The organism is Streptomyces sp. NPDC002104, from assembly GCF_053593795.1.
The window spans coordinates 32,164-50,168 of sequence record NZ_JBSFDF010000044.1 but is presented as its reverse complement, the minus strand read 5'-3'; the positions used below and the strand labels follow the sequence as shown (position 1 = coordinate 50,168).

Annotated in this window: 17 protein-coding genes and 1 tRNA gene; 13 read left to right on the top strand and 5 right to left on the bottom strand. The window is 68.7% G+C overall.

Annotated features, from left to right (window positions below; translation table 11 throughout):
- Positions 1-108 precede the first annotated feature (108 nt).
- The 9 genes from ACWCP2_RS29195 to ACWCP2_RS29155 all read left to right on the top strand — a co-directional run bounded on the left by ACWCP2_RS29195 (position 109) and on the right by ACWCP2_RS29155 (position 10,141).
- Entirely contained in the window at positions 109-2,379 is a 2,271-nt protein-coding gene (locus ACWCP2_RS29195) for an FdhF/YdeP family oxidoreductase (protein WP_450911553.1), read from the top strand.
- A 54-nt stretch (positions 2,380-2,433) separates the two neighbouring features.
- The gene (locus ACWCP2_RS29190; RefSeq protein WP_383948353.1) at positions 2,434-2,913 is read left to right on the top strand and encodes a PaaI family thioesterase; all 480 of its coding nucleotides are present in this window, start codon (positions 2,434-2,436) and stop codon (positions 2,911-2,913) included.
- A gap of 39 nt (positions 2,914-2,952) precedes the next feature.
- Positions 2,953-3,378, top strand: coding sequence for a hypothetical protein (locus tag ACWCP2_RS29185; protein ID WP_450911552.1), 426 nt, complete (start codon positions 2,953-2,955; stop codon positions 3,376-3,378).
- Positions 3,375-4,064, top strand: coding sequence for a Tat pathway signal sequence domain protein (locus tag ACWCP2_RS29180; RefSeq protein WP_450911551.1), 690 nt, complete (start codon positions 3,375-3,377; stop codon positions 4,062-4,064). The genes ACWCP2_RS29185 and ACWCP2_RS29180 overlap by 4 nt, the downstream gene beginning before the upstream one ends.
- 301 nt (positions 4,065-4,365) lie before the next feature.
- Positions 4,366-5,598 carry a branched-chain amino acid ABC transporter substrate-binding protein gene (locus ACWCP2_RS29175; RefSeq protein ID WP_450911550.1) on the top strand — a complete coding sequence of 411 codons (1,233 nt, stop codon included), beginning with the start codon at positions 4,366-4,368 and terminating at the stop codon, positions 5,596-5,598.
- 144 nt (positions 5,599-5,742) lie between these two features.
- Positions 5,743-6,672, top strand: coding sequence for a branched-chain amino acid ABC transporter permease (locus tag ACWCP2_RS29170; protein WP_450911549.1), 930 nt, complete (start codon positions 5,743-5,745; stop codon positions 6,670-6,672).
- Complete coding sequence (locus ACWCP2_RS29165) at positions 6,672-8,501, top strand: branched-chain amino acid ABC transporter permease (RefSeq protein WP_450911548.1); 1,830 nt, start codon at positions 6,672-6,674, stop codon at positions 8,499-8,501. The genes ACWCP2_RS29170 and ACWCP2_RS29165 overlap by 1 nt, the downstream gene beginning before the upstream one ends.
- A gap of 3 nt (positions 8,502-8,504) precedes the next feature.
- On the top strand, positions 8,505-9,428 hold the full coding sequence (locus ACWCP2_RS29160) for an ABC transporter ATP-binding protein (protein WP_450911547.1): 924 nt from the start codon (positions 8,505-8,507) through the stop codon (positions 9,426-9,428).
- Positions 9,425-10,141 (top strand): ABC transporter ATP-binding protein, encoded by a 717-nt coding sequence (locus ACWCP2_RS29155; protein ID WP_250744986.1) that lies wholly within the window; start codon positions 9,425-9,427, stop codon positions 10,139-10,141. Before ACWCP2_RS29160 ends, ACWCP2_RS29155 begins: the two co-directional genes overlap by 4 nt.
- Before the next feature lie 79 nt (positions 10,142-10,220).
- Here ACWCP2_RS29155 and ACWCP2_RS29150 read toward each other — a convergent pair whose 3' ends face one another.
- Complete coding sequence (locus tag ACWCP2_RS29150; RefSeq protein ID WP_250744985.1) at positions 10,221-10,880, bottom strand: ANTAR domain-containing response regulator; 660 nt, start codon at positions 10,878-10,880, stop codon at positions 10,221-10,223.
- Between the two features lie 97 nt (positions 10,881-10,977).
- On the opposite strand from ACWCP2_RS29150, the gene ACWCP2_RS29145 reads away from it, so the two are divergent.
- Together ACWCP2_RS29145 and ACWCP2_RS29140 are read left to right on the top strand one after the other, a co-directional pair.
- A tRNA-Leu gene (locus ACWCP2_RS29145) sits at positions 10,978-11,051 on the top strand.
- 109 nt (positions 11,052-11,160) lie between these two features.
- Complete coding sequence (locus tag ACWCP2_RS29140; protein WP_450911546.1) at positions 11,161-11,904, top strand: transcriptional regulator; 744 nt, start codon at positions 11,161-11,163, stop codon at positions 11,902-11,904.
- Here ACWCP2_RS29140 and ACWCP2_RS29135 read toward each other — a convergent pair.
- Positions 11,901-12,359, bottom strand: coding sequence for a MarR family transcriptional regulator (locus tag ACWCP2_RS29135; protein WP_450911545.1), 459 nt, complete (start codon positions 12,357-12,359; stop codon positions 11,901-11,903). The genes ACWCP2_RS29140 and ACWCP2_RS29135 overlap by 4 nt on opposite strands.
- 34 nt (positions 12,360-12,393) lie before the next feature.
- Positions 12,394-13,023 carry a TetR/AcrR family transcriptional regulator gene (locus ACWCP2_RS29130; RefSeq protein WP_450911544.1) on the bottom strand — a complete coding sequence of 210 codons (630 nt, stop codon included), beginning with the start codon at positions 13,021-13,023 and terminating at the stop codon, positions 12,394-12,396.
- Between the two features lie 86 nt (positions 13,024-13,109).
- Between ACWCP2_RS29130 and ACWCP2_RS29125 the strand changes: the two genes are divergently transcribed.
- Complete coding sequence (locus ACWCP2_RS29125; protein WP_450911543.1) at positions 13,110-13,682, top strand: RBBP9/YdeN family alpha/beta hydrolase; 573 nt, start codon at positions 13,110-13,112, stop codon at positions 13,680-13,682.
- 37 nt (positions 13,683-13,719) lie between these two features.
- Here the strand turns inward: ACWCP2_RS29125 and pyk are convergent, their stop codons facing one another.
- Entirely contained in the window at positions 13,720-15,147 is a 1,428-nt protein-coding gene (gene pyk / locus ACWCP2_RS29120) for a pyruvate kinase (protein WP_450911542.1), read from the bottom strand.
- Between the two features lie 181 nt (positions 15,148-15,328).
- Entirely contained in the window at positions 15,329-16,030 is a 702-nt protein-coding gene (locus ACWCP2_RS29115) for an SIMPL domain-containing protein (RefSeq protein ID WP_450911541.1), read from the bottom strand.
- 140 nt (positions 16,031-16,170) lie between these two features.
- Here ACWCP2_RS29115 and ACWCP2_RS29110 point away from each other — a divergent pair, with 140 nt between their 5' ends.
- Positions 16,171-17,994 (top strand): bifunctional metallophosphatase/5'-nucleotidase, encoded by a 1,824-nt coding sequence (locus ACWCP2_RS29110; RefSeq protein WP_450911540.1) that lies wholly within the window; start codon positions 16,171-16,173, stop codon positions 17,992-17,994.
- The last annotated feature ends 11 nt before the right edge of the window (positions 17,995-18,005 follow it).

Genomic DNA, 18,005 nt, shown 5'->3' with positions numbered 1-18,005 from the left:
CGGGCTGCGCGGCGGGCGGAGGGGACGGGGAAAATCCGGCGTCGGCGCCGCGGACGGAGCGTGACAGGATCGGATGTGTACGCAGCAGACTGCTCAAAGGGGAGCGACATGGCCACCAAGCCGCCCACAGGTGATCCGGTACAGGACGCGCCGCAGGTAGCGCCCCCTCAGCACGCGGCCGCAGGCCTGCCCGCGATCGGGCACACCCTGAGGATCGCGCAGGAGCAGATGGGCCTGGCCCGTACCGCCCGCACCCTCCTCAAGGTCAACCAGAAGAACGGCTTCGACTGCCCCGGCTGCGCCTGGCCCGAGGGCGACAAGCGGCACACCGCCGAGTTCTGCGAGAACGGCGCCAAGGCCGTCGCGGAGGAGGCCACCCTGCGCCGGGTCACCCCCGCGTTCTTCGCCGAGCACCCCCTGGCCGACCTCGCCGGCCGCTCCGGCTACTGGCTGGGCCAGCAGGGCCGCATCACCCAGCCGATGCTCATGGAGGCCGGCGCCGACCGCTACGAGCCCGTCACCTGGGACCGGGCCTTCGCGGTGATCGCGGAGGAACTGCGCGCCCTGGACTCCCCCGACGAGGCCCTCTTCTACACCTCGGGCCGCACCAGCAACGAAGCGGCGTTCCTCTTCCAGCTGTTCGCCCGCGAGTTCGGCACCAACAACCTCCCCGACTGCTCGAACATGTGCCACGAGTCCTCGGGCTCCGCGCTCAACGAGACCATCGGCGTCGGCAAGGGAAGCGTCTCCCTGGAAGACCTCCACCAGGCCGACCTGATCATCGTCGCCGGCCAGAACCCGGGCACCAACCACCCGCGCATGCTCTCCGCCCTGGAGAAGGCCAAATCCGCAGGCGCGAAGATCATCTCGGTGAATCCGCTGCCCGAGGCCGGCATGGAACGCTTCAAGAACCCGCAGACCCCCCTGGGCATGCTCAAGGGCACCGCCCTCAACGACCTGTTCCTCCAGATCCGCATCGGCGGCGACCAGGCCCTCTTCCGCCTCCTCAACAAGCTCGTCATCGAGGCGGGCGGCGCCACCGACGAGGAGTTCATCCGCGAGCACACCCACGGCTACGAGGACTTCGCGGCCGCCGCCAAGGACACCGACTGGGACGAGACCCTCACCGCCACCGGCCTGACCCGCCCCGACATCGAGCGCGCCCTGGCCATGATCCTGGCCTCCCGGCGCACCATCGTCTGCTGGGCCATGGGCCTCACCCAGCACAAGCACTCCGTCGCCACCATCCGCGAGGTCGTCAACCTGCTGCTCCTGCGCGGCAACATCGGCCGCCCCGGCGCCGGCGTCTGCCCCGTCCGCGGCCACTCCAACGTCCAGGGCGACCGCACCATGGGGATCTTCGAGCGCCCGGCGCCCGCCTTCCTCGACGCCCTGGACCGCGAATTCCGGATCACCTCGCCCCGCGAGCACGGCTTCGACGTGGTCCGCTCCATCCAGGCCCTGCGCGACGGCGAGGCCAAGGTCCTCTTCGCCATGGGCGGCAACTTCGTCGGCGCCACCCCCGACACCGAGGTCACCGAGGCCGCGATCCGCCGCGCCTCCCTGACCGTGCACGTCTCCACCAAGCTCAACCGCTCCCACGCCGTCACCGGCAGGCGCGCCCTGATCCTGCCCACCCTGGGCCGCACCGACAAGGACGTCCAGGCGGGAGGCAAGCAGTTCGTCACCGTCGAGGACTCCATGGGCATGGTCCACTCCTCCCGCGGCAACCTCGCCCCCGCCTCCCCGCACCTGCTCTCCGAGCCCGCGATCGTGGCCCGCATGGCCCGCGCCGTCCTCGGCGAGGCCTCCCGGACCCCGTGGGAGGAGTTCGGACAGGACTACGCGGCCATCCGCGACCGGATCTCCCGCGTCGTCCCCGGCTTCGAGGACTTCAACGCCCGCGTCGCCCGCCCCGGCGGCTTCCAGCTCCCGCACGCCCCGCGCGACGAGCGCCGCTTCCCCACGAAGACCGGCAAGGCCAACTTCACGGCCGCACCCGTGGAGTACCCCCGCCTCCCGGCGGGGCGCCTGCTCCTGCAGACCCTGCGCAGCCACGACCAGTACAACACCACCATCTACGGCCTCGACGACCGCTACCGCGGCATCACCGGCGGCCGCCGCGTGGTCATGGTCAACCCCGAGGACGCCGCCGAACTCGGCCTCGCCGACGGCTCGTACACCGACCTCGTCGGCGAGTGGCGCGACGGCGTGGAACGGCGCGCCCCCGGCTTCCGCGTCGTGCACTACCCGACCGCCCGCGGCTGCGCCGCCGCCTACTACCCGGAGACCAACGTGCTGGTGCCCCTCGACTCCACCGCGGACGTCAGCAATACCCCGGCGAGCAAGTCCGTCGTCGTGCGCTTCGAGCCGTCCTGATAGAACGACTCCAGTACAAGCAGGTTAACGAACGTTGACGAACGGAGTCGGCCCATGGGCGAGCAGCAGCACGCGGTGAAGTTCCCGCAGGAGGTCCTCGACGAGTACACGGCCCTGGGCATCGACCTGCCCGCGCTGTTCTCGGCGGGCGACCTCGGCAAGCGGATGGACATCCGCATCCTGGAGGCCTCCGCCGAGCGCGTCGTCGCCACCATGCCCGTCGAGGGCAACACCCAGCCCTACGGACTCCTCCACGGCGGAGCCTCCGCCGTCCTCGCGGAGACCATCGGCTCGGTCGGCGCGATGATGCACGGCGGCATCACCAAGGTCGCCGTCGGCGTCGACCTGAACTGCACCCACCACCGCGGCGCCCGCTCCGGCCTGGTCACCGGCGTCGCGACCCCCGTGCACCGCGGCCGCTCCACCGCCACCTACGAGGTGGTCATCACGGACGAACAGGACCGCCGGGTCTGCACCGCACGCCTGACCTGCCTGCTGCGCGACGCCAACCCGCAACAGGACGGCAACAACTAGCCGTTGCCCTCCCAGCGGCGCCGGTCTAGCGTTCCCCGCATGGGATCCGGACCGGCGCCGCGGCGCGCCTTGGCCGCGGCGGCGACGACGGCGCTGCTGGCCGCTGCACCGCTCGGCTGCGCCGGCGGCACGCCGGGGACCACCGCCCGGCCGTCCGCCCCGCCCGCACCCCGGGCATCGCCGGCGCCCCAGGCACCCCAGGACGTGTGCACCCGCCTGATCACGCACTGGGCGGGCGTGATCCTCGACGCGGGCGAGGGCCGCGACGCCGTCGCCCTCGACTACCAGTCCATGGGCCTGTCCGGCGGCCAGAACGACATCCTGCGCGCCGTCCTCGCCGACGCCCGCACCGAGCGGGACGCCAAGGGCCCGGCCGCCGCCCGCGAGCTCACCGCCCGGGAGGCCGGGCGGCGCTGCGCGGACCGCTACCGCTCGGGCGGCCCGACGGACGGCCCCTGGCAGTGAGCGGCGGCATCGGCCCGGTCGAGCCCGGAGAGGGCACGGAGTCGCTCGACGGCCTCGACGGCCTCGGCGGCCCCGACGACCTCGGCGGCCGCGACGGCCCGGAGGGCCCGCGCCCCGGTCTCCGTACGCTCCCGGCCGTCCGGCGGGCCCGCGAGGCCTACGTGCGCCACCGGCGGGCCGCCCTGGCCCTCGGGGCGCTGACCTGCGCGGGCGCCGTCATCGCCGCCGGGGCGGCACTGTACGCGTCCCGGCCGCGGCCGGCCCCGTACCGGCCGCCCGCACCCTCGCAGGTGTTCTCGCTCGCGTACGTCGGGCCGGTCGAGCCGGCCCCCTCGGGCGCGGCCTTCGCGTTCACCGTGCGTGTGCGCGCCGCCTCCGGGCCGGCGGTCGCGCTGGAGCGTCTGGCGCAGCCCTCGCGGGCGCTGACGGTGGAGGTCCGGCCATCACTTCCGGCCACGCTCGCCCCGGAGGAAGCCCGTGACCTCGTCCTACTGATTCGGGTCACAGACTGCGTGCATGTGGCACGGAATTCCGGACTCCCTTTCCTCGAAGTAACCCTAAGTAATGGGTTTGAGAAAGAGGATCACAGCTACATCCCCGGCGACCGATATGCGCGGGATCTCTCCAACGCCCTGACCAGGGCCTGTCCCGTAGATCGAGACGCGAGCACCCCCTCGCCGTCATGACCAAAAGTGCCCAGAGTCCTGGCGCGACAGGACTCAAACCGTCGCATGGTCCTCACCCGTCTCATCATGCGGACAAGACGAACCGGCCGGATTTCCCCCTTTCCACCCCCAGAGATCCGCTATGTATTACGCCGTGGCATAACAAGAGAGTCACATCATTGGCCTCAGCCCTCCATAACGCCCTAAGACCCGCTTAGAGTCACGGCCAGTCACCGCGACCAGCCGGATTCCCATCAGTTCGGTTCCCCGCGTTCGACACGGTGCGTCCCACGGGGGACGCAGTGCCAGGAAAGGACTGATCGTGCGTCAGCGTTCTCTCATTGCCGTCACCGCCGCTCTCGCCGCGGGTGCCCTCACTCTCACCGCCTGTGGCTCGCGTGACGACAAGGGCGGAGACACCGCCGGCGGTGGCGACACCACGGTCGTCATCGGCGTCGACGCCCCGCTCACCGGCGACCTCTCGGCCCTCGGCCTCGGCATCAAGAACTCCGCCGACCTGGCCGCCAAGCAGGCCAACGAGAAGAAGTACGTCAAGGGCGTCACCTTCAAGATCCAGGCCCTGGACGACCAGGCCCAGGCCTCCTCCGGCCAGCAGAACGCCACCAAGCTCACCGCCGACAAGGACGTCCTCGGTGTCGTCGGCCCGCTGAACTCCTCCGTCTCGGAGTCCATGCAGAAGGTCTTCGACGACGCCAAGCTCGTCCAGATCTCCCCCGCCAACACCAGCCCCTCCCTCTCCCAGGGACCGAAGTGGGCGACCGGCGAGAAGGTCCGCACCTACAAGAGCTACTTCCGCACCGCCACCACGGACGCCATCCAGGGCCCGTTCGCGGCGCAGTACCTCTTCAACAAGGCCGGCAAGAAGAACGTCTTCATCATCGACGACAAGAAGACCTACGGCGCAGGCCTCGCCGGCACCTTCAAGGGCGAGTTCACCAAGCTCGGCGGCAAGGTCGTCGGCGAAGGCCACATCGACCCCGAGTCCACCGACTTCGGCGCGATCGTGACCCAGGTCAAGAGCTCCGGCGCCGACGTCGTCTACTACGGCGGCGAATACCCCGCGGCCGGCCCGCTCTCCAAGCAGATCAAGGCCGCCGGCGCCAACATCCCGCTCATCGGCGGTGACGGCATCTACGACAAGAAGTACGTCGAGCTCGCCGGCGCCGGCGCCGCGGGCGACCTCGCCACCTCGGTCGGCGCCCCCGTCGAGAGCCTGCCGTCCGCCAAGGACTTCGTCGCCAACTACACCAAGGCCGGATACAAGGAGCCCTTCTCCGCCTACGGCGGCTACTCCTACGACTCCGCCTGGGCGATCATCGAGGCCGTCAAGGCCACCGTCGACGCCAACAACGGCAAGCTCCCCACCGACGCCCGCGCCAAGGTCCTCGCCGCCGTCCAGGGCGTCTCCTTCGACGGCGTGACCGGCAAGGTCTCCTTCGACGAGTTCGGTGACGCCACCAACAAGCAGCTCACCGTCTACAAGGTCGAGGGCACCGAGTGGAAGTCCGTCGAGTCGGGCACCCTCGGCGGCTGACCCACCCCGGTCACCCACCCCACCCGCAGCCGGTAGTCCGCTCGAACGGCCGGCCACGGGAGCACCACCAACCTGCCGCGCGGGGCGCGCACAAAAAGCGCCCCGCGCGGTGTCACATCCGTCGAAAGACTCGGAGGACCTGCGGTGCACGAACTGCCGCAACAGCTGGTCAACGGCCTGCTACTGGGATCCATGTACGGGCTCGTCGCCATTGGCTACACGATGGTCTACGGCATCGTCCAGCTCATCAACTTCGCGCATGGCGAGATCTTCATGACCGGCGGATTCGGAGCACTCACCGTCTGGACCATGCTCCCCGGCGGCACCACCATGTGGGTCGCCCTCCCCCTCATGCTCATAGGCGCGATCATCGTCGCCACCCTCATAGCCGTCGGCGCCGAACGATTCGCCTACCGGCCCCTGCGCACCGCCCCCCGCCTCGCCCCGCTCATCACCGCCATCGGCCTCTCCCTGGCACTCCAGCAGGCCGTATGGGCCTGGTACCCCGGCGCGAAGTCGAAGGTCGTCTTCCCCGAAATCCCCGGCGGCCCCTTCCACCTCGGCAGCATCACCATCCAGACCGGTGACGTCTTCCTCCTGCTCGCCGCCCCCATCTCCATGGCCATCCTCGGCTTCTTCGTCAAGAAGACCCGCACCGGCCGCGGCATGCAGGCCACCTCGCAGGACCCCGACACCGCCAAGCTCATGGGCATCAACACCGACCGCATCATCACGGTCGCCTTCGCCCTCGGCGCGGCCTTCGCCGCCATCGGAGCCGTCGCCTACGGCCTCAAGTACGGCGAAGTCAACTTCAAGATGGGCTTCCTCCTCGGACTCAAGGCCTTCACGGCCGCGGTCCTCGGCGGCATCGGCAACATCTACGGCGCCATGATCGGCGGCCTCGTCCTCGGCCTCGCCGAAACCCTCACCACCGCCTACGTCGCCGACATCCCCGGCTTCGAACAGCTCGGCGGACAGACCTGGGGCAACACCTGGGCGTTCGTCCTCCTCATCCTCGTCCTCCTCTTCAGGCCACAGGGCCTGCTGGGCGAGCGCGTCGCGGACAGGGCGTGATGACCATGACGACCACCACCACGGACACCACGACCATGAACGCAGAGCCCACCAAGGCCAAGGGGTTCATCCCCCTCCCGGAGAAGACCGGCCGCGCCATCGCCACCGCCGGCGGCGCCCTCACCGTCGTCTCCTGCTTCCTCTCCTGGACCTGGACCACCGCCTTCCCCGGCGACCTCACCGTCTACGGGTACCCCGGCGGACTCCAGTGGCTCGTCCTCGTCGGCGGACTCCTCACCACCCTCTTCGGCCTCTCCTCCTACGGGATCAAGGGCCTGGGCTGGCTCACCCCCTCCGGCGCCGACGCCGCCATCAAGCTCTCCGCGCTCGCCGCGTTCGTCACCACCACCTACACGGTGCTGGCGATCGTGAGCCTCAACGGCGTCATCGTCGACCTCGAACCCGGCGCCGGAATCGCCTTCTTCGTCTCCCTCCTCGCCCTCGCCGGCGCCCTCGCGCTCCCCTTCGAACGCCCCGTCCTCGAAGGACCCGACCCCGACGACAGCAGCTGGGAACAGTTCAAGCACAACGCGCGCAACAAGGTCACCTCCGCCAAGGCCGCCTTCACCTCCGGCCCGGCCAAGCCCGCCCGCGCACTCCCCGCCTGGACCGAAATCCTCATCATCGCCGGCGTCCTCGCCATCGGCCTGGGGATCTTCACCTACGGCATCACCACCCCGTACCAGGAACTCTTCATCGGCTTCCTGATCACCGCGGGCTTCGGCTTCGCCGCCTTCAACAAGGCCGGCGTCATGGCCCGCGTCACCACCCTCACCACCCGCCACCGCAACGTCGCCCTCGTCGGCGCCTTCGCAGCCGCGGCCGCATTCCCCTTCACCCAGTCCGACGACCAGTACGCGACCCTCGGCGTCAACATCCTCATCTTCGCCACCGTCGCACTCGGCCTCAACATCGTCGTCGGCCTCACCGGCCTCCTCGACCTCGGCTACGTCGCCTTCCTCGGCGTCGGCGCCTACACCGCGGCCCTGGTCTCCGGCTCCCCCAACTCCCCCTTCGGAGTACAGCTCCCCTTCTGGGCCGCCATCCTCATCGGCGCCGCCGCCTCCATGGTCTTCGGCGTCCTCATCGGCGCACCCACGCTGCGACTGCGCGGCGACTACCTCGCCATCGTGACGCTCGGCTTCGGTGAGATCTTCCGCATCTCCATGAACAACCTCGACGGCGTCTCCGGCCCCGACGTCACCAACGGCCCCAACGGCATCGCCAACATCCCCAACGTCGACCTCTTCGGATTCGACTTCGGCGCCGCCCACACCATCGCCGGCTTCACCATCGGACGCTTCGCCAACTACTTCTTCCTGATGCTCCTGATCACCCTCATCGTGGTCATGGTCTTCCGCCGAAGCTCCGAATCCCGCATCGGCCGCGCCTGGGTCGCCATCCGCGAAGACGAAACCGCCGCCGAAGCCATGGGCATCAACGGCTTCCGCGTCAAGCTCATCGCCTTCGCCCTCGGCGCCACCCTCGCCGGACTCGCAGGCGCCGTACAGGCCCACGTGAACTACACCGTCACCCCGGACCAGTACGTCTTCGCCAACGCCGTACCCCCCAACTCCGCCTTCCTGCTCGCCGCGGTCGTCCTCGGCGGCATGGGAACCATCTCCGGCCCCCTCGTCGGCGGATCGCTCCTCTTCCTGCTCCCCAACAAGCTCCAGTTCCTGGGCGAGTACCAGCTCCTCGCCTTCGGCGTCGCCCTCATCGTCCTGATGCGCCTGCGCCCCGAAGGTCTCATCCCCAACAAGCGCAACCAGCTCGAACTCCACAAGGACATGGAAGCGCCCACGGTCCTCGGCAAGGCAGGGGTCTGACCCATGACGACCACCACCACCGAAACCCCCGCCACCACGGCGGAGACCGTCCTCGACGCACGAGGCGTCACGATGCGCTTCGGCGGCCTCACCGCCGTCAAGAACGTCGACCTCACCGTGCGCAGCGGCGAAATCGTCGGCCTCATCGGCCCCAACGGCGCCGGCAAGACCACCTTCTTCAACTGCCTCACCGGCCTCTACATCCCCACCGAGGGAGAAGTCCGGTACAAGGGCACGGTCCTGCCCCCCAAGTCGTACAAGGTCACCGCGGCCGGCATCGCCCGCACCTTCCAGAACATCCGTCTCTTCAACAACATGACGGTCCTGGAAAACGTCCTCGTCGGCCGCCACACCCGCACCAAGGTCGGCCTCTGGTCCTCCCTCCTGCGCCTCCCCAACTTCAGCCGGGAAGAAGCAGCGAGCCGCAAGCGGGCCATGGAACTCCTCGAGTTCATCGGCCTCGACCACAAGGCCGAACACCTCGCCCGCAACCTCCCCTACGGTGAACAGCGCAAGCTCGAGATCGCCCGCGCGCTGGCCAGCGACCCCGGCCTCATCCTCCTGGACGAGCCCACCGCCGGCATGAACCCGCAGGAGACCCGGACCACCGAAGAACTCATCTTCGCCATCCGGGACCAGGGCATCGCCGTCCTCGTCATCGAGCACGACATGCGCTTCATCTTCAACCTCTGCGACCGCGTCGCCTGCCTCGTCCAGGGCGAAAAGCTCATCGAGGGCACCGCCGCCGAGGTCCAGGGCGACGAGCGCGTCATCGCCGCCTACCTCGGCGAACCCTTCGAAGGCGCCCCCGGCGCCGAAGAGGTCGCCGAAGTCGAAGCAGCCGAAGCACACAGCGGGGCGGCACACGACGAGGCCGACGCGGCGACGGACAGCACGACCAGCAGCACGGACGGAGAAGACCGGTGACCGCACTCCTCGAGGTCGAGGACCTCCGCGTCGCCTACGGCAAGATCGAAGCCGTCAAGGGCATCTCGTTCAGCGTCGACGCCGGCCAGATCGTCACCCTGATCGGCACCAACGGCGCCGGCAAGACGACGACCCTGCGCACCCTCTCGGGCCTGATCAAACCGCGCGGCGGCCAGATCAAGTTCCAGGGCAAGTCCCTCAAGAAGATCCCCGCGCACGACATCGTCGCGCTCGGACTCGCCCACTCCCCCGAGGGGCGGCACATCTTCCCGCGCATGACCATCGAGGACAACCTCCTCCTGGGCGCCTTCCTCCGCAAGGACAAGGACGGCATCCAGAAGGACGTCCAGCGTGCCTACGACCTCTTCCCCATCCTGGGAGAGCGCCGCAAGCAGGCCGCCGGCACCCTCTCGGGCGGCGAGCAGCAGATGCTCGCCATGGGCCGCGCGCTCATGTCCCGCCCGAAGCTGCTGATGCTCGACGAGCCCTCCATGGGCCTCTCGCCGATCATGATGCAGAAGATCATGGCGACCATCGCCGAGCTCAAGTCCCAGGGCACGACCATCCTCCTGGTCGAGCAGAACGCCCAGGCGGCGCTCTCCCTGGCCGACCAGGGCCACGTGATGGAGATCGGCAAGGTCGTCCTGTCGGGCCCGGGCCGCGAGCTCCTGGTCAACGAGGACGTCCGCAAGGCGTACCTCGGCGAGGACTAGTCCCCGCCCCCCTCGTACGACTGAGGCCCGCCTCCGGATCCAGGATCCGGAGGCGGGCCTCACTCGTTCTCGCTCTGCCCTACTCGCCCTTGCCGGCGGCGGCCTTCTTCTCCTCGGCGTCCTCGATGACGGCCTCGGCGACCTGCTGCATGGACATCCGGCGGTCCATGGAGGTCTTCTGGATCCACCGGAAGGCGGCCGGCTCGGAGAGCCCGTACTGCGTCTGCAGGATGCTCTTGGCGCGGTCCACGAGCTTGCGGGTCTCGAGGCGCAGCGAAAGGTCCGCGACCTCCTTCTCGAGCGCGCGGAGCTCGGCGAAGCGGGACACGGCCATCTCGATGGCCGGGACGACATCGCTCTTGCTGAAGGGCTTCACGAGATAGGCCATGGCCCCGGCGTCGCGCGCCCGCTCGACGAGGTCGCGCTGCGAGAACGCGGTGAGCATCAGCACGGGGGCGATGGACTCCTCCGCGATCTTCTCAGCGGCGGAGATGCCATCGAGAACGGGCATCTTCACGTCAAGAATGACCAGGTCGGGACGGTGCTCCCGGGCCAGCTCGACGGCGGTCTGCCCGTCTCCGGCCTCGCCTACGACGGCGTAGCCCTCTTCCTCAAGCATCTCCTTGAGGTCGAGACGGATGAGCGCCTCGTCCTCGGCGATGACGACGCGCGTCGTCAGCGGCGGAACGTGCGACTGGTCGGCGTCGGGCGTGGGCGTCGACTCGTGCTCGGCGGTCACGGGGGCTCCTCTTTGCGGGGCATAACTGCTCACCCGAGCCTACCTAGCTCCTGTAAGGTGGTCGCACGCAGGGTTCACGCAATCCTTCGTTTCGTAGGCCCCAGTACTCCAACGGTTAGAGAGGCCGCTCTCAAACAGCGGACAGTGTGGGTTCGAATCCCACCTGGGGCACCTTTCCTTGGATTCCAAGGTCACGCCCGTTTGAATCCAGTCCACCCTTTCGTGGGAATCGCGAGCAAACTGCTCACCTCCATACGGAAGTTTGCGCAGTGTCGCCCACATGTACGATCTCGTAACTCGGCGGCACGCCCTAGACCTTCTCGGTGACGGTCGAAGCCTGAACTCGGTCAGTAAGCAAACCGGGATATCCCGGGCGGCCATTCGGTCCTGGCAGATACGCCTCGATCCCCTGCCCCGCATGAATCAGACACCATGCGCGGGCCCGCCCGACCCAGCCGCGTACGCGTACCTCCTGGGCCTCTACTTCGGCGACGGCTGCATCAGCCCCCACCCCCGAGGCGGGCATCACCTCCGCATCGCGTGCGCAGACGCCTGGCCCGGGCTCATCGAACTCTGCCGCGCGGCGATCCTGGCGGTCCGCCCATCCGACAAGGTCTACATCCTGCAGCGCCAAGGCTGTGTAGCCGTCACCAGCTACGGCCGACACTGGACCTGTCTCTTCCCTCAGCACGGGCCCGGCAAGAAGCATGATCGGCGCATCATCCTCGAGGACTGGCAGCAGGCCATCGTCGACGCCCACCCCTGGGAGTTCGTCCGGGGGCTGATCCACTCCGACGGGTGCCGGGTCACCAACTGGACCGTGCGCAACGGCAAGCGGTACGAGTACCCCCGGTACTTCTTCACGAACAAGTCCGACGACATCCGCAAGCTCTGCACGGACACCCTCGCCAAGGTCGGCGTCCAGTGGACGATCCTGGCCCGGGGCAGCGACCCCTTCAACGTGTCCATCGCCCGCAAGGAGTCCGTCGCGCTCATGGACGCCCACATCGGGCCGAAGTACTAGTCCGGCAGGTCGCCGCTGCCGCCCAGGTTGGCGACCATGCGCCGCAGGCCGTCGATGGTCGCCGCGTACGCCGCGTCGTCCACACCCTCCCGCATCCGCGCGTGCACCTCCGCGTTGCGGTCGTGCGCGCGGACCCGGCCGGCCTCTCCCGCTTCGGTGAGGGTCAGGACTCCGTCGGCCTCCGTGAGCCAGCCCCGGGCCGCGAGGTCGTCGTAGACCGCGTCGAAGTCGGTGTCCTGGTCGTCGTACGGGGTGAGCTTCTCGGTGAGGGCCGTGCGCTTCCAGCGGGCCGGGGAGGCGGCCACGTGGTTGAGGGTCCACCAGTGGGGCTGGGTGAGGTTCTCCTCGGCGAGTGCGGCCCGGAGGCCGCCCATGACGAGGGTGGCGGCCTCGCGGGCCCAGTAGCCGATGGGCTGGGCCGCGAGCTGGTCCTGGGAGTATTCCTTGATCGTCATGCCCGCGAGCGTACGACCTCAACTCCGCTTGAGGTCAAGGCGACTTGGCGTGCCGGCCCGTCAGGCCGTCCAGGACCGTCCTCACGTGGGCCTCCGCGTCGGCGGGGTCGAGGGGGGCGTGGGCGACGAGGAGGCGGTACCAGAAGGGGCCGAAGACCAGGTCGGTGGCGTGGTCGAGGTCCGTGGTGGTGGGGAGCTCCTCGCGCGTTGCCGCCCGGGTCAGGAGCGTGGCGACGACTTCGCGGCGGGTGGCGACCCAGGCGCCGAAGGGTTCGGCGAAGGCGGGGTCGAGCTGGGCTTCGGCCATGAGGCCGGTGAGGGCTTTGGCGCGGACGGGGTCGCGGCCGATGCGGTAGAGGTCGGCGACGAAGGCGGTGAGGTCGCCGGTGAGGGTGCCGGTGTCGGGTTCGGGGACGCGGGCGGCGGTTTCGTGGGCGTAGGCGTCCATGACGAGGGCGGGCTTGGACTTCCACCAGCGGTAGACGGTGCTCTTGGCGACGTTGGCGCGCTTGGCGACGCCTTCGATGGTGAGGGCGCCGTAGCCGTTCTCGACGAGGAGTGCGGCGGTGGCTTCGAGGACGGAGTGGTGGGCGTCTTCGTTGCGGAGGCGGCCGCCGGTGCGGGGCGGGTTGCTCGAAGAGTTGCTCGAAGGAGTGATTGACACGGCTTCACGATAGCCCTAGCGTTTTATCGAAACGCGGCGTCGCGTTTCGATTGAAGGATCGACCGCAGGATACGAGGGGTGGAGCCATGAGCCGGATCGTGATCGCGCACGGGTACGGAATGAATGCCGGGGAGCACTGGTACACGGCGACGGGTGAGGAGTTCGCGGCCGAGGGGCACGAGGTGCGGATTCCGAACTTCCCCGAGCCGTTCGCTCCGGAGGCCGGTGTGTGGCTGAAGGAGCTGCGGGAAGAGACGGAGGGTGCGCCTGCCGGGGAGACCGTGCTGGTGGGGCACAGTCTGGGCGGGGTGAATGTGCTGCGGCTGCTGCAGGAGCACGACACGGAGGCCGAGGGGGCGTTCGCGGGGGTGGTGTTCGTGGCGTCGATGTCCGGCGAGGTGGGGTACGACGCGTTGGCGCCGTTCTTCTCGCCGGAGTTCGACTGGCAGCGGATCCGCCGAGCTGCGCGCGAGTTCCGTGTGCTGCACGCGGCGGATGACCCGGTGACCGGGGAGGCGACGGGTGAGCATGTGCTGCGGTTCGTGCGGGAGCTGGGCGCGGAGGCGCGGGTGACCGCGTCGGGCGGGCATTTCCCGAGTACGGGTGAGAGCCGTGTGGTGTTGCCCGACGCGGTGCGTCTTATACGTGAGGTGCTGTAGTCGCTGCGGTGCCTGCGGGCGGTGTCAGCGGGTGGTGTCAGCGGACTGCGTCGCCGATGTGGTGGATGCGGACGAGGTTGGTGGATCCGCTGACGCCGGGGGGTGAGCCGGCGGTGATGACGACGACGTCGCCGGGTACGCAGCGGCCGATGCGCAGGAGTTCTTCTTCGACCTGGGCGACCATGGCGTCGGTGGAGTCGACGTGGGGGCCGAGGAAGGTTTCGACGCCCCAGGTGAGGTTGAGCTGGGAGCGGGTGGCGGGGTCGGGGGTGAAGGCGAGGAGGGGGATGGGTGAGCGGTAGCGGGAGAGCCGGCGGACGGTGTCTCCGCTCTGGGTGAAGGCGACGAGGAATTTGGCGCCGAGGAAGTCGCCCATCTCTGCGGCGGCGCGGGCGACTGCTCCGCCTTGGGTGCGGGGCTTGTTGCGGTCGGTGAGCGGGGGGAGGCCCTTGGCGAGGATGTCTTCTTCGGCGGCTTCGACGATGCGGGCCATGGTGCGGACGGTTTCGATGGCGTATTTGCCGACGCTGGTTTCGCCGGAGAGCATGACGGCGTCGGTGCCGTCGATGATGGCGTTGGCGACGTCGGAGGCTTCGGCGCGGGTGGGCCGGGAGTTGTCGATCATCGAGTCGAGCATTTGGGTGGCGACGATGACGGGCTTGGCGTTGCGCTTGGCGAGTTTGACGGCTCGCTTCTGGACGATCGGGACCTGTTCCAGGGGCATTTCGACGCCGAGGTCGCCGCGGGCGACCATGATGCCGTCGAAGGCGGCGACGATGTCGTCGATGTTTTCGACTGCCTGGGGCTTTTCGACCTTGGCGATGACGGGGAGGCGTCGGCCTTCTTCGTCCATGATGCGGTGGACGTCTTCGATGTCGCTTCCGCTGCGGACGAAGGAGAGGGCGATGATGTCGGCGCCGATGCGCAGGGCCCAGCGGAGGTCTTCGATGTCTTTTTCGGAGAGGGCGGGTACGGAGACTGCGACGCCGGGGAGGTTGAGTCCCTTGTTGTCGGAGACCATGCCGCCTTCGATGACGCGGGTGTGGACGCGGGGTCCGTCGACGGCGGTGACTTCGAGGGTGACGCGGCCGTCGTCCACGAGGATGCGTTCGCCGGTGGTGACGTCTCCGGCGAGGCCCTTGTAGGTGGTGCCGCAGGTGTGGCGGTCGCCTTCGTGGTCTTCGACGGTGATGGTGAATTCGTCGCCGCGTTCAAGGAGTACGGGGCCTTCGGCGAAGCGGCCCAGGCGGATCTTCGGGCCTTGAAGGTCCGCGAGGATGCCGACGCTGCGGCCGGTTTCGTCGGCGGCCTTGCGGACGCGCTGGTAGCGGTCCTCGTGTTCGGCGTAGGTGCCGTGGCTGAGGTTGAAGCGGGCGATGTCCATTCCGGCTTCGACCAGGGCTTTGATCTGGTCGTATGAGTCGGTGGCGGGGCCCAGGGTACATACGATTTTTGCTCGGCGCATGAGGCGAGCGTATGCCCCTACCAGAGAGTAGGAAATTGGTTCCGGGTGTCCACTCAACAACCTTTGAGCGAAAGCTTGTTGACAATTGTTGAATGTGCATGGGGGTGCTCTGATGAGCACCCCCGGGGCGCCGATTGTTCGGTTTTCGGAGCTGGGTTCAGGGGTGGGTTCAGGGGTGGGTTCAGAGCTGGGGAGGGGTCATCGTGAAGCGTGCGTTCACCTGCGCGTAGACGGTCTGGCGCTGGGGTTCGAGGTCGAGGGCGGGGGCGCCGGCGTCCTCGGAGGCGCTGAAGGCCATGGTGCGCATGGCGCCGCCGGCGGCCTGGAAGGGGGCGGGGGCGTTGTCGGCTCCGAGGTCGGCGAGTTCGACGAGGGCGGCGAGGTCGGCTCCGAGGGCGGCGGCGTATTCGCGGGCGCGCTGGACGGCTTCGAGTACGGCTTGGCGGCGGGCTTCGCCGTGGGCGGGTGAGGTGGGGCGCAGGGCCCACCAGGGTCCGTCGACCTGGGTGAGTTCGAGGTCGGCGAGGCGGGTGGTGAGTTCGCCGAGGGTGGTGAAGTCGTTGAGTTCGGCGGTGAGGTGGACGCGTCCGTGGTAGGCGCGGATGCGTTCGCCGCGGCCGTGGCGGGTGAGTTCGGGGGTGATGGAGAAGGCGCCGGTTTCGAGTTTTTCGACGGGGTCGCCGTAGCTTTTGACGAGGTCGAGGACGGCGTTGTTGCGGCGGGTGAGGTCTTCGAGGGCGGTGCGCCGGTCGGTGCCGCGGGCGCTGACGGTGATGCCGATGCGGGCGATCTCGGGGTCGACTTCGAGGGTGGCTTCGCCGCGGACTGCGACGCGGGGGACTTCGGGGGTTCCGTAGGGCTGGTGCGATGCGTCCTGGGTCATGGCTTCACTGTCGCACTGCTGCTCGTACGGGGGTGGTCACCGGATCGAAACCTGGTGGGGGTGTTGCGGCTTGTTACTGCTGGGTCAGAATCTACGCGCGTTGCCTATCTGTGCACACGCACCTCACAAGGGGAGATGGCATGGCTTTGGACCGTAGGGCGTTTCTGGGTACTTCGGCTGCGACGGGTGCGGCTGTGGCGCTGGCGGGGGCCACGAGCACCCCGGCCGCCGCGGCTGGACCGGCGGCTGGACCGGCGGCCGGCGGCGCTTCGGCCGCGGGGGCGAGGACGTACGCGTTCACGGTGATGGGGACGACGGACCTGCACGGGAACGTCTTCAACTGGGACTACTTCACGGACAAGGAGTTCGACGACAAGGCGCACAACGACGTCGGTCTGGCGAAGATCTCCACGCTGGTGAACCAGGTGCGGGCGGAGAAGGGGCGGTGCAACACGCTGCTCATCGATGCCGGTGACACCATCCAGGGGACGCAGCTGTCGTACTACTACGCGAAGGTGGATCCGATCACCGCGCGGCGTGGTCCGGTGCATCCGATGGCGCAGGCGATGAACGCGATCGGCTATGACGCGGCGGCGCTGGGCAACCACGAGTTCAACTACGGCATTCCGGTCCTGCGGAAGTTCGAGGAGCAGTGCGATTTCCCGCTGCTGGGGGCGAACGCGCTGGATGCGAAGACCCTGCGGCCGGCGTTTGCGCCGTACAGCATGCACCGGCTGCGGACGCCGCACGGGCGGGATGTGAAGGTGGCGGTGCTGGGTCTGACGAACCCGGGGATCGCGATCTGGGACAAGGCGAACGTGCAGGGGAAGATGACGTTCCCGGGCCTTGAGGAGCAGGCCGCGAAGTACGTGCCGCGGCTGCGGTCGCTGGGTGCGGACGTGGTGATCGTGTCGGCGCATTCGGGTTCGAGCGGTACGTCGAGTTACGGGGACCAGTTGCCGTACGTCGAGAACGCGGCGGGTCTGGTGGCGGAGCAGGTGCCAGGGATCGACGCGATCCTGGTGGGGCACGCGCACACGGAGATCCCGGAGTACCGGGTGCGGAACAAGGCGACGGGCAAGGACGTGGTGCTGTCCGAGCCGCTGAAGTGGGGGCAGCGGCTGACGCTGTTCGACTTCGAGCTGACGTGGGCGAAGGGCTGCTGGTCGGTGGCGAAGGTGTCGGCCCGGGTGCTGAATTCGAATACGGCGGTGGAGGACCCGAAGATCGTGGGTCTGCTGTCGGACGAGCACCGCAAGGTCGTGGCGTACGTGAACCAGGTGATCGGTACGTCGACGCAGGCGATGTCCTCGGCGGACGGTCCGGTCAAGGACGTGGCGATCATCGATCTGATCAGCCACGTGCAGGCGGAGACGGTGAAGGGTGCGCTGGCGGGTACGGAGTGGGCCGCGCTGCCGGTGCTGTCGCAGGCTTCGTGCTTCTCGCGGACGGCGGCGATTCCGGCCGGGCAGGTGACGATCCGGGATGCGGCGGGTCTGTATCCGTTCGAGAACACGCTGGAGGCGCGTCTGCTGACGGGTGCGCAGGTCAAGGACTATCTGGAGTATTCGGCGCGGTATTACGTGCGGACGGCTCCGGGTGAGGTGGTGGATCCGGCGAAGCTGACGAACGCGGAGGGCATTCCGGACTACAACTACGACGCGGTGTACGGGCTGACGTACGACATCGATGTGTCCGAGCCGGTGGGTTCGCGGATCTCGGGGCTGTCGTTCCAGGGGAAGCCGGTGGATCCGGCGGCGCAGTTCGTGCTGGCGGTGAACAACTACCGGGCTTCGGGTGGTGGGAACTTCCCGCACGTGCCGCAGTCGAAGCAGTTGTGGGCGAACTCGGATGAAATACGCAACACGATCATCCAGTGGGTGAAGGCGAAGGGGACGGTGGACCCGGCGCAGTTCGCGTCCGTGGACTGGCGGCTGACCCGAGCCGGGGCACCTGTCTTCTAGCCGATGGTGCT

Bases quoted from the DNA above. Each gene is read 5' to 3' on its own strand.
- ACWCP2_RS29160 (WP_450911547.1), top strand. From the start codon at position 8,505: ATGACGACCACCACCACCGAAACCCCCGCCACCACGGCGGAGACCGTC.
- pyk (WP_450911542.1), bottom strand. From the start codon at position 15,147: ATGCGCCGAGCAAAAATCGTATGTACCCTGGGCCCCGCCACCGACTCA.
- ACWCP2_RS29185 (WP_450911552.1), top strand. From the start codon at position 2,953: ATGGGATCCGGACCGGCGCCGCGGCGCGCCTTGGCCGCGGCGGCGACG.
- ACWCP2_RS29125 (WP_450911543.1), top strand. From the start codon at position 13,110: ATGAGCCGGATCGTGATCGCGCACGGGTACGGAATGAATGCCGGGGAG.
- ACWCP2_RS29115 (WP_450911541.1), bottom strand. From the start codon at position 16,030: ATGACCCAGGACGCATCGCACCAGCCCTACGGAACCCCCGAAGTCCCC.
- ACWCP2_RS29135 (WP_450911545.1), bottom strand. From the start codon at position 12,359: ATGACGATCAAGGAATACTCCCAGGACCAGCTCGCGGCCCAGCCCATC.
- ACWCP2_RS29190 (WP_383948353.1), top strand. From the start codon at position 2,434: ATGGGCGAGCAGCAGCACGCGGTGAAGTTCCCGCAGGAGGTCCTCGAC.
- ACWCP2_RS29195 (WP_450911553.1), top strand. From the start codon at position 109: ATGGCCACCAAGCCGCCCACAGGTGATCCGGTACAGGACGCGCCGCAG.
- ACWCP2_RS29140 (WP_450911546.1), top strand. From the start codon at position 11,161: ATGTACGATCTCGTAACTCGGCGGCACGCCCTAGACCTTCTCGGTGAC.
- ACWCP2_RS29110 (WP_450911540.1), top strand. From the start codon at position 16,171: ATGGCTTTGGACCGTAGGGCGTTTCTGGGTACTTCGGCTGCGACGGGT.
- ACWCP2_RS29165 (WP_450911548.1), top strand. From the start codon at position 6,672: ATGACCATGACGACCACCACCACGGACACCACGACCATGAACGCAGAG.